The sequence below is a fragment of the Hominilimicola sp. genome (genome assembly GCF_046972485.1).
Lineage (GTDB): Bacteria > Bacillota > Clostridia > UBA1381 > UBA1381 > Hominilimicola > Hominilimicola fabiformis.
Genome location: NZ_JBKVWU010000069.1, coordinates 1 through 11,328, shown reverse-complemented (window position 1 = coordinate 11,328; position 11,328 = coordinate 1). Strand labels below are relative to the sequence as shown.

Genomic DNA, 11,328 nt, shown 5'->3' with positions numbered 1-11,328 from the left:
AATAAGTTGTTTTAAAACGCCGAATGATAAAAGCGACATTATAAGTCCTGCAGTAAGTACACCTAAAAAGATAAACAAAAGTGATTTTTTAGGTTTCATACCGAATAATACTGCGATAAGACTTCCTGTCCAAGCACCTGTACCCGGCAGCGGAATGGCTACAAAAAGGAATAAGCCGAGATAGCCGTATTTTTCGATTTGAGCCGATTTTGAAAGTGCTTTCTTTTCAAGCCAATCGGGAATTTTGTGAAGGTGTTTACTTTTTTTCATCCACGCAAATATCTTTTCAATAAACAGCAATATGAATGGTATTGGGAGCATATTACCCAGTACTGCGGCAATGTATGATGGGAAGAAACTCATTTTCATAAGTCCTGCCGCAAGAATACTTCCTCTAAGCTCCAACAACGGTACCATTGATACAAGAAAAACAATTAATTCCTTTGATATTTTTCCTGAAAGTGCTGTGACAATAGATTGTACAATAGAATCCATAAAACTTCTCCTTAAAATAAAAATTACAGAATTCATTATACACTATATTTTTCTAAAAAGCAATTATTACTATATCAAATTAATGTAAAATCTTTGAAATTTGTTTGTATAGTACGAATGTTATGATTGATAACAACAGTGCTTTTATTAAATTAAACGGAATTGCCCCGTATAAAACATATCCCAAAGTGTTTGTTATAAGCGGATTAGCCTTGCCGCAAAGCGATATAATTTGCTCCATAGGCATAACGTTTGTATAGAACGGTATCAAGATAAAGTAGTTTGCAAGTCCGCCTACGATTGCCATTGCTATTGCACCGAGAACAAGACCTAAAACAGCACCTTTTCTTGTTTTGATACGCTTGTAAATAAGTGATGAAACAAATACAAGTGAACCGCTTGCAAGGAAATCGGCAAGTTCACCGACACCGCCTGTGTCTGTTCTTAGCAGGTGTAGAGCCGCTTTGATGAATGCTATCGCAATACCAGTAACAGGACCGTATGCAAATCCGCCTATCAAAGCAGGTAAAGTTGAAAAATCAAACTTTAGAAACGGCGGCATAAACGGGATAGGAAATTCTAAAATCTGCATAAGTACAATAGATATACCCGACAGTATTCCTACACTTGCGATAAATTTCGGTGTAAACCTTGTTTTGTTTTGAACATTGATTGCTTCCATAATTAAAAAGCCTCCTAAAAATTTATTTTGTATCTTTAGGAAAAGTTCTTCGCATAAATTTTGTCTTGACGCTATGAATGGGAAATAAAAAAGCCCCATAGCATAGCTACAGGGCAAACCATACACAAAAAAACATCTTCTTCCGTCCGGACTTTAACCGTCGGTTTTGGAATTTCACCAAATCAGCCTACTGTACTGAGTAGGGTCGTGGACTTTAACCACCGGTAGGGAATTACACCCTGCCCTGAAGATACACTCATTTATATTATACACGTTTTTTTCAATTTTGCAACTGTTTTTTTAAAATTTATCAGTTTGTCTGCTCGGAAAATACTCAAAAATCACATCATAAAATGTGATTTCGTGAGTTGCTGACAGATTATCGACAGGTTCAAACAGCAATGCTCTGTAACAAAAATGTAATGTCGAAAAGGAAGAAAAATACTCAAAAATTATTGCATCGTACATCAGTGTACGGTGTATAATTTAAGTATGAACAGATACATAAATATAATAAATTCTTTAGAAAATATTTTTGTGGGAATAATATAATTTTAGGAGGGAAAATCATGAAATCTAAAAAATTATTATCAATCATACTGGCGTTGGCAATGATGTTCTCTGTGTTGCCTGCAAGTACCGTTTTGGTATATGCCGATGAAATTACAGAAACAATTTCCGCAGACACAACATGGAATGACGGTGATATGGTAGGCGGTGTTACAATATCAGGCGGAACCGTGACAATAAACGGTGATGTCGGTATCACGGCGGCAATTACTATCAAAGGCGATGTTACATTCACGGGCGGCGGAACGCTTAACAGAATGAGTACATCGGGAAATTTGATAAAAGTTGAAAGCGGAAGTCTTACACTTGGCAATGTTACAATAGACGGTAACAACGTGATAATTTCTGACAGCGGGGCAGCGGCTGCGATTAATATGGCCGGCGGTACTGTTATAATGAATGATGGGGCAAAGATTACAAATCATAAAAGAACCAGTGGTTATGGACCTGCAGTTTATATGACCAGCGGTAATTTTAAAATGAAGGGCGGCACAATTTCGGGTTGCGAAAGCAGAAATTACGGTGGTGCTATATATTTAGATGGCGGTAGCTTTGAAATGAACGGCGGTATTATTGAAAATAATAAGACGACACTTTCAAGTGCCGGATATGGTGGAGGAGCGTTTTATGTAAGAGAAGCTACTCTTATTATAAATGACGGTCTTATACAAAATAATTCGTCAAATTCCGGCGGTGCAATCTATAATACATCATTCGGTACAACGATAATAAACGGCGGTGTGATAAAGGGTAACACGGCGGTAGGCGATTCACCAAGTGGTTCTGCAATTTTTCATAGTTGTAAAACAACAGGAGAGGCTACATTACAAATAGGCGGTAATGCAAATATTAATGTAGGAAATGATATTTATTTGATGTCAAATACCTCTGCTACTAAATATGTTGAAATAACTTCTTCAATAAAAAATCCGTTAATACTTGCGATAGAGGGCGAATCAGAAGGCAGAGTTATTGCTGATGCGGCAGACGGTGTTGTGCTTACATACAATGATATGGCAAAGATTAGACTTAGCAACAGCTCTTACGCATTGAAACTTGAGAATAATCAAATAAAGCTTACTCAAACATCAAGCGGAGAAACAAAATTTCCTGTTTATCTCGGTTATGACGCAAACAACGGTACAAATGCACCGAACGGTAGCAGTGCCGAAATAGTTGCGGGCAACAGTGCAACTTTTACAATAAGTGACAGTGTACCGACAAGAACAGGATATGATTTTCTTGGTTGGGCGACAAATAAAGACGCAACATCAGCAGAATACAGTTCGGGTGGCAGTATTACAATAAGTTCCAATACAACGCTATATGCAGTTTGGAAAAAAATATCGACTTTTGAAACAAATGAATTTACACAACCGCTTGCAATAACAGGTTGGACATACGGTGAAACAGCAAATACACCGACAGCAGTGGCGAAATACGGAACAATAAAATATACATATTCAAATACGGCAGACGGAACGTACACCGAAGAAGTTCCGACAAATGCAGGCACATATTATGTAAAAGCAACGGTTGAAGAAACAGCAGACTATTCGGGACTTGAAAGTAATGCAGTTGAATTTACAATATTGCCGAAAACAATAAATACAGCAATAACACAACTAACTGCACCTGTTAAAAATGAAGTACCGCAGACAGAAATAGAAACAGACGAATATACAGCAACGGTAGTTTGGTCGCCGGAAGTTACAGACAAGTTCGTATATAATACGGTTTACACAGCAACAATAACAATCACACCGAAAACAAATTATACTGTAAAAGGCATTGCGGAAAACGGTTATACCGTAAGCGGTGCACAAACAGTTACAAATGAAGCAGACTCTGCTACGGTAACAGTAGTATATTCTGCAACGGAAAACAAAAACAGTAACGAATTTACACAACCGCTTGCAATAACAGGTTGGACATACGGTGAAACAGCAAATACACCGACAGCAGTGGCGAAATACGGAACAATAAAATATACATATTCAAATACGGCAGACGGAACGTACACCGAAGAAGTTCCGACAAATGCAGGCACATATTATGTAAAAGCAACGGTTGAAGAAACAGCAGACTATTCGGGACTTGAAAGTAATGCAGTTGAATTTACAATATTGCCGAAAACAATAAATACAGCAATAACACAACTAACTGCACCTGTTAAAAATGAAGTACCGCAGACAGAAATAGAAACAGACGAATATATAGCAACGGTAGTTTGGTCACCGGAAGTTGAAGACAAATTCGGATATGATACCATTTACACAGCAACAATAACAATCACACCAAAAGCAAATTATACTGTAAAAGGAATTGCTGAAAACGGTTATACCGTAAGCGGTGCACAAACAGTTACAAATGAGGCAGACTCTGCTACGGTAACGGCAGTGTATTCTGCGACAGGTAGTTATGACACAGTTGATACAAACGAATTTACCAAACCGCTTGAAATAGTCGGATGGACATACGGTGACACACCAAATGCACCGACAGCTACGGCAAAATACGGAACAATAAAATATACATATTCAACAGCGGCAGACGGAGAATATAGCGAAATTGTTCCGACAGATGCGGGAATATATTATGTAAAAGCAAAGGTTGAAGAAACAGATAAGTATACAGGGCTTGAAAGTGACGCAGTTGAATTTGTAATAGGAAAGAAAATACTTACAAATGACAACATAACAAAAATAGCAGACCAAACATATACGGGTGAGGAGATTAAACCTGTTATTGAGGTCAAAGATGGGGATAAAATTCTTGTACTTGATACAGATTATACAGTGGCATATGAAAAAAATATAAACGCATCGGAAGGGGCAAAAGTTAAGGTTGAGATAATTTCAAATAATTATGAAGGAACACTTGAAAAATTATTTACAATATTGCCGAAAACAATAAATTCTGCAATAATACTGACTGCACCTGTTAAAAACGGAGTACCGCAGACAGAAATAGAAACAGACGAATATACAGCAACGGTAGCTTGGTCGCCGGAAGTTACGGATAAATTCGGATATAGTACAGTTTATACCGCAACAATAACAATTACACCGAAAGCAAATTATACGGTAAAAGGAATTGCAGAAAACGGTTATACCGTAAGCGGTGCACAAACAGTCACAAATGAGGCAGACTCTGCGACAATAACTGCTGTATATGCGGCAACCGGTAGTAAGAGCAGTGGCGGTAGCGGCAGAACAAAACGTTATACAGTTTCGTTTAACACAAACGGCGGTAATAAGATAACGAGTCAGACTGTTGCAAAAGATAATTCAGTCAAAGAACCGACTGCTCCGATAAAAGAAAACTTTGAATTTGCGGGATGGTATACTGATAAGGAACTTACAACAAAGTACGATTTTACGGAAAAAGTAACAAAAAGTTTTACACTTTACGCAAAGTGGACTGAACAGAAACAGGAAAACGGCGGAAGTGAAGATGTCATAAATAATAATAGCGGAAATGAAAATAAAGAAAGTTCAAATACAATAGTTTTGACAATCGATGAACATGACGCACTCGTTTACGGAACAACAAAGACAAATGATGTTGCTCCAAAGGTTGTGAATGACCGTACAATGTTGCCTGCTCGTTTTGTTGCGGAAAATCTTGGCGCAACAGTTGAATGGGACGGCGAAAAACAACTTGTAACAATCACAGGTAAGACGGAAAAACAAGAGGACGTAATAATTCTTATCACAATCGGCTCGGATTATGCAAAAGTAAACGGTGAGGACGTTAAACTCGATAGTCCTGCTTTTGTTGAAAACGATCGTACATATACACCGATACGTTTCATCTCGGAAAATCTGGGTGCAACGGTTGAGTGGAATGAAACAGAACAAACTGTTACAATTCAAAGAGTTAAATAAATAAGAAATAGCAGCTGATTTTTCAGCTGCTATTTTAATGTTGAAATATCTTACAATGAATGAGGTGACAATGCAATGTCAAGCACTTGCTGAACAGTGAGTGCTTTTTGTATGAAATAAATAAAAAAAGCGATAACCGAAGTTATCGCTTTAATTGGTACAGACGACGCGCACCTTAATCTAAACAATACAAAATTGTGGGTATGTGTTGTTGTATATGTGAAAGATAAGGGGATAACAAATCCAATATATATTAAAGCATATCTCAATATAACAAACCCTATTTACATTGATAAAGATTTTTTGAATTGGAATGCAGACCAAGTGGTGACTGATTTAGATAAACAAGGAATTATATCGTCCGAAGATGGGTTAAAAATACTCAATATTGCAGATTTAGAATTAAAAAATTCCAAACTAAGAGAAATTCTAAAAAATAAAGGGTACGACGGTATTGTGTACAATAACGAGATTGAAGCTATATCGTTTTTGATGACAAACAAATTTTTAGGACGAACACAGATACAAATCAAGTAGGAATAAAAAAAGTAGATAATCAAAAAAATGGAGGTAAAGAAAATGGCATATCGCAATAAGGAGTATTGGACGGAAAGGTAGAAATGATGATAGAGGACTACACGCCCGAACTAAAGCAGAATTGACAGAGTTCATACGTCACATAGCGACGATAGCAACGAAGGACTGCAACAATCAGTTGGAAACGAAAGAAGCAGACCCGATGTCAGAGATGATAGCGAGGGAATACACGGAGGAACTGATAAAAGAGAAACTACATCAGAAACTAAAGGAGTATCATACTCTGTTTTTGACTAACTTTTGACTAAAATCTGACTAACTTTTGACTAACAGACTAATAAAAAAGTATAACATTTTATCACATTGATTTTATTTATAAAAACACTAAAAAACCGCATAAACACTTGATATTCAAGCATTTATACGGTTTTTTGTGATTTTAAAATTTGGTGACTCGTGAGGGAATCGAACCCTCGTTGCCGGCGTGAGAGGCCGGAGTCTTAACCGCTTGACCAACGAGCCATTAACAGATACTATAATACCACATCAATTTATATTTGTCAATAGAAAAATAGCGGATTTTGAAAAAATATCAAAATCCGCATAATAATCTTTTGGAGCTGTCGATATTTTTGTGACAGGCTCGATAGGTTTATCTGTAAAGTGGGTATTTATCGCAAAGAGCCTTAACTCTTGTCTTAACTTCTTCTTTATTATTTTCAAAGTCTTTGATAGTCATAGCGATAAGTTTACCGACTTCGACCATATCTTCTTCTTTAAAACCTCTTGAAGTTGAGGCAGGAGTACCGATTCTGATACCGCTTGTAACGAACGGACTCTTTGTATCAAACGGAATTGCGTTTTTATTTACTGTAATACCGACTTCGTCAAGCATTTTTTCAGCTTCTTTACCTGTAACACCTGTATCTGTAAGGTTTACAAGCATAAGGTGGTTATCAGTACCGCCGCTTACAAGTTTAAAGCCTTCTGCCATAAGTGTATCCGCAAGAACTGATGCATTTTTAACAACCTGTTCTGCGTATGTCTTAAAGCTTGGGTCAAGTGCTTCTTTAAAGCATACTGCCTTAGCTGCGATTGTGTGCATTAGAGGACCGCCTTGAATACCAGGGAAGATAGCTTTATTAATCTTAACAGCGATTTCTTCGTTATTTGTAAGAATAAGACCGCCGCGAGGACCTCTTAGAGTCTTGTGAGTTGTTGTAGTAACAACGTCTGCATACGGCATTGGTGACGGATGGCAACCTGCTGCAACAAGTCCTGCGATATGTGCCATATCAACCATAAAGTATGCACCGACTTCGCTTGCAATATCGGCAAATTTCTTGAAATCAATAATTCTTGGATAAGCTGACGCACCTGCAAGGATAAGTTTTGGCTTACATTCAAGTGCTATACGTCTTACTTCGTCATAATCTATTGTGTTAGTATCTTCTGTAACACCGTAAGGTACAATGTTAAAATACTTACCGGACATATTAACAGGACTTCCGTGACTAAGGTGACCGCCGTGAGCAAGGCTCATTGAAAGAACTGTGTCGCCCGGTGTAAGAAGTGCAAAGAATACAGCCATATTAGCCTGAGCACCTGAGTGTGCCTGAACATTTGCATAGTCTGCACCGAATAATTCTTTTGCTCTTTCGATAGCAAGTGTTTCTACAACATCAACGTATTCGCAACCGCCGTAGTAACGTTTTCCCGGATAACCCTCTGCATATTTGTTTGTAAGCGGTGAGCCGTTAGCCTCCATAATTCTTTCCGATACAAAGTTTTCAGACGCAATAAGTTCAATTTTATTGTTCTGACGATTTGTTTCGTCTTGAATTGCCACATAAATTTCCGGATCAAAAGATTTCATCTTTTCGTATTTTTCCATTTTCCCATTTCCTTTCGTATAAAAAGTGTTGAGTTGAAAACAACTTTATGTAATATTATATATGTTATTTAATAAAAGTGCAAGTCTTTGTTGCAAATTTTTACGAAAAATTATATAATGTACTTATCAGAAAAATTGAATTGAGGTGATTTCTTTGACGAAGAAAGAACGAGTTTTGAAATTGCGAGAGCTTTTGGACAAGGCATATCCCGATGTCAAATGTTCGCTTAATTACACAACACCGCTTGAAATGCTTATTGCCACTCAAATGTCGGCACAATGTACCGATGCAAGAGTTAATATAATTACCGAAACACTTTTTAAAAAGTATAGAAATGCAGAAGATTTTGCAAATGCGGATTATGACGAGCTTTGTGAAGATATAAAATCGGCGGGATTTTACCGCAACAAGGCGAAAAATATAATCTTGTGCTGTCAAAGGCTTATTGACGTTTACGGCGGGGAAGTACCTGATACAATGGAGGACTTGACAAGTCTTGCCGGAACGGGCAGAAAAACAGCAAACCTTGTACTTGGCGATATATTCGGTAAGCCTGCTGTTGTGGTTGATACACACTGTAAGCGGATTGCAAAGCGTATAGGTCTTACAACGAACGACGATCCTACAAAAGTCGAAATGGACTTGAAAAAGATTGTACCGCCCGATTATCAGCTTAGAATGTGCCATCAGTTTGTGGCACACGGTCGTGCGGTATGTACGGCAAGAAAACCTAAATGTGCGGTATGTCCTATTAAGGAAGTTTGCAAAAGTGCGGGAAAATGCTGAATTGTTAAAAACAAAGCAGACAAAATCATAAACGATTTTGTCTGCTTTTGCATTTATTTTACTTTATATATCTGTATTGAATTTTCATCATATATTTTTTCAAACTGTGAAAGTGAATTGTAATTTATATTAAAATCTTGTTTTTCGTTGTTCCCTACATAAATATATGAAATGTTGTTTTCATCTGCAAATGACTTTAACTGTTGAGAAGAACCCTCATATGCCGTTTTTAATTCTTCACTTCTCTTAGTATATTCTTCTCCGAACCCGTGGAAATGCACATACAACGAAGAACCTACATATATTGTTCTTCCGGCAAGTGAAACTACAGGGTTAATGTGATTTGTACTTGTCATAAACACACCGTTTGCGTCGGTGTTGTCTTTAATATATTCAGAAACTTCAATATCAGCGGCACTATATATCTGATACATTGCACCTGAGTGATATTCGCGGATAATTGTCATAACTCCTGACAGCGTAGCGGAAATAATAACCAATGCCGCAAGGAAACCGCGTAAATTGATACCTTTAAGTTTATTATAAATAAGTACAAGATATTCCGAAACAATGATTACCGCAATCATATATGCTATGTAGAACAGTTTGTTGTTATCATAATCGTTAGGCTGGAACAATATAAGTTCGGCGATTAAGAACAACAATCCGCAGCTAAGCACTAATTTTTTATTATCCTTTGATGTATTGAAAAACGCAGGGATAATGAACAAGAAAGGAATTCCCCAATTCTTGATATAGAACCATAAATACGGATCAGCCTCATTTACCCAGTTAAATGAATATCTTAGGAATGAACTGTTTCCCGAAGTTTGTGAGAATGTCCAGAAGAAAAGCTGTGGCATAGCAAGTACAAGAGTGATGCCTCCGAAGTATATCCAACGCATAATATAGCTTTTCTTGTCTTTTTCATCGTAAAGATAAAGGAAGAACATTCCGGCACTTATAATTCCGAGTGCAAGCAATGAATGTGTGTGTATCATCGGCATACAGCCGGCGACAACTCCGAGAATAATGAAATAAGATGTCTTTTTATTCTTTACCGCATTTACAAGCATTTCAAGTTCAAACAGGATTACGCACCAACCAGCCATTGTTGTTCTTTGTGGTATAATCATATCGCAAATGACATTTGACCAACGTATATTGTGTTCATTATAGTTTGTCGGTGTCTGGTAGTATTCCGTAAAGAACTTTGTAAAGTTTGAAGGGTCTTCTTTTGCACTCTCAAAGAAATACGCAAAACCAAATCCGCCGTTTAAGAAGAAGAACAATATTGCAATAACAGATACGGTTGTACTCTTGGTAAGGGAGAATGAAAAAATGTAAAATCCCATTACTATACAAAGTGCAAATATAAAGCTTGGAATGAGTACGGCAATTCTAAGCGGACAACCGAACATATACAGGCTTGAAGAAAGCGAATCAATAAGGAACGGATAGTTTAATCTTGTTCCCGAAAGGAAACAGTATTCCGGCGGAAATGATTTTTGTTCGGCTATTGATGTAACAAATCCAAGGTGCATTTGTAAGTCACCGTATGTAGACTGTCCCGAGCTTACAGCACCGTTGGCATAAGGTGCAAGGATATGGTTTACCATAAGCAAGCATATTAACAGCGTGACAGGTATAATCAAAAACAGAAAAATCTTATTTGATATAACCACGTTTTCTTTGCATAAAAGATGTTTTTTTAAATATACTGTTTTCTCAGAAAAAATACTTTGCACAACGTCTTTGTGCTTAATTCCCAATACAATTATCGGTATAATCGCCGCAATAAGTAAAAGTATGTGGCTTATGTATGTGAATTTAAAAATCAAGGCAAACGGAATAATTCCTGCCATAAGTATTATATTTCCGAAAACAAGTCCCGACCATAGTTTGTAATAAATATCTTTTTCTTTGAAGAACATCGAACTGTAAATAAATCCGATGATAAGAAAAAGCAAATAATAAATAACTCCTAACAATTAAATCACCTCTGTTTAATAATTATTGTACAAAAAACATAATTGAGCCGACTAAATTAATCGCAAGACCGATAAAGAATAGGGGATAGTTGAAACTTTCCCAATCATTATCCTTCGGCAGTAACATAACCGTTCCTATAAATATAATAGGAAGAACGTCATTTGTGTACCTGTTACCGAAATGTGCACCGCCCATTGTTTTGTGCACAGTTATTGAAAGAAGTTCGATTATTGCGATTGTCAAAACAAGAATCATAAACTTCATATCAAATTTTTCGTGCTTTATAATTGAACGTGCAATATATACCAAGTAAGATATAAATATCGGACTAACCAAGAATATGCACATTCCGTTGGCATAAGGGTATTGCCAAATTCCGTTCTGTGTTTCGGGAACGGAAAACATATTTTTCAGATTTTCAGCCATATATCCGATATTGAATTGACCGAGTTCCGAACGTGTAAATTCGGGCAGATAGTTG

At 37.0% G+C, this 11,328-nt stretch carries 7 protein-coding genes, 1 tRNA gene and 1 riboswitch; of the genes, 2 read left to right on the top strand and 6 right to left on the bottom strand.

Annotation, left to right across the window (positions count from 1 at the left end):
* Positions 1-495, bottom strand: a 495-nt coding sequence (locus ACLTU0_RS08005) for a COG2426 family protein (RefSeq protein WP_412321977.1), incomplete at its 3' end; no start/stop codon positions are given.
* A 79-nt stretch (positions 496-574) separates the two neighbouring features.
* On the bottom strand, positions 575-1,177 hold the full coding sequence (locus ACLTU0_RS08000; RefSeq protein WP_412321975.1) for an ECF transporter S component: 603 nt from the start codon (positions 1,175-1,177) through the stop codon (positions 575-577).
* 130 nt (positions 1,178-1,307) lie between these two features.
* A riboswitch (FMN riboswitch) is annotated at positions 1,308-1,433 on the bottom strand.
* Positions 1,434-1,746: 313 nt separating this feature from the next.
* Between ACLTU0_RS08000 and ACLTU0_RS07995 the strand changes: the two genes are divergently transcribed.
* Positions 1,747-5,637, top strand: coding sequence for a stalk domain-containing protein (locus tag ACLTU0_RS07995; RefSeq protein WP_412321973.1), 3,891 nt, complete (start codon positions 1,747-1,749; stop codon positions 5,635-5,637).
* 984 nt (positions 5,638-6,621) lie between these two features.
* Here the strand turns inward: ACLTU0_RS07995 and ACLTU0_RS07990 are convergent.
* Positions 6,622-6,696, bottom strand: a tRNA-Glu gene (locus tag ACLTU0_RS07990).
* Between the two features lie 130 nt (positions 6,697-6,826).
* Entirely contained in the window at positions 6,827-8,068 is a 1,242-nt protein-coding gene (glyA, locus tag ACLTU0_RS07985; RefSeq protein ID WP_412321971.1) for a serine hydroxymethyltransferase, read from the bottom strand.
* Between the two features lie 154 nt (positions 8,069-8,222).
* Here glyA and nth point away from each other — a divergent pair, with 154 nt between their 5' ends.
* Positions 8,223-8,855 carry an endonuclease III gene (nth, locus tag ACLTU0_RS07980; protein WP_412321970.1) on the top strand — a complete coding sequence of 211 codons (633 nt, stop codon included), beginning with the start codon at positions 8,223-8,225 and terminating at the stop codon, positions 8,853-8,855.
* Between the two features lie 53 nt (positions 8,856-8,908).
* On the opposite strand, the gene ACLTU0_RS07975 is transcribed toward nth, so the two are convergent.
* Together ACLTU0_RS07975 and ACLTU0_RS07970 are read right to left on the bottom strand one after the other, a co-directional pair.
* Positions 8,909-10,846 carry a hypothetical protein gene (locus tag ACLTU0_RS07975; RefSeq protein ID WP_412321969.1) on the bottom strand — a complete coding sequence of 646 codons (1,938 nt, stop codon included), beginning with the start codon at positions 10,844-10,846 and terminating at the stop codon, positions 8,909-8,911.
* A gap of 22 nt (positions 10,847-10,868) precedes the next feature.
* On the bottom strand, positions 10,869-11,328 hold a 460-nt coding region (locus ACLTU0_RS07970), incomplete at its 5' end, for a hypothetical protein (RefSeq protein ID WP_412321967.1).

Bases quoted from the DNA above. Each gene is read 5' to 3' on its own strand.
- glyA (WP_412321971.1), bottom strand. From the start codon at position 8,068: ATGGAAAAATACGAAAAGATGAAATCTTTTGATCCGGAAATTTATGTG.
- ACLTU0_RS08000 (WP_412321975.1), bottom strand. From the start codon at position 1,177: ATGGAAGCAATCAATGTTCAAAACAAAACAAGGTTTACACCGAAATTT.
- ACLTU0_RS07995 (WP_412321973.1), top strand. From the start codon at position 1,747: ATGAAATCTAAAAAATTATTATCAATCATACTGGCGTTGGCAATGATG.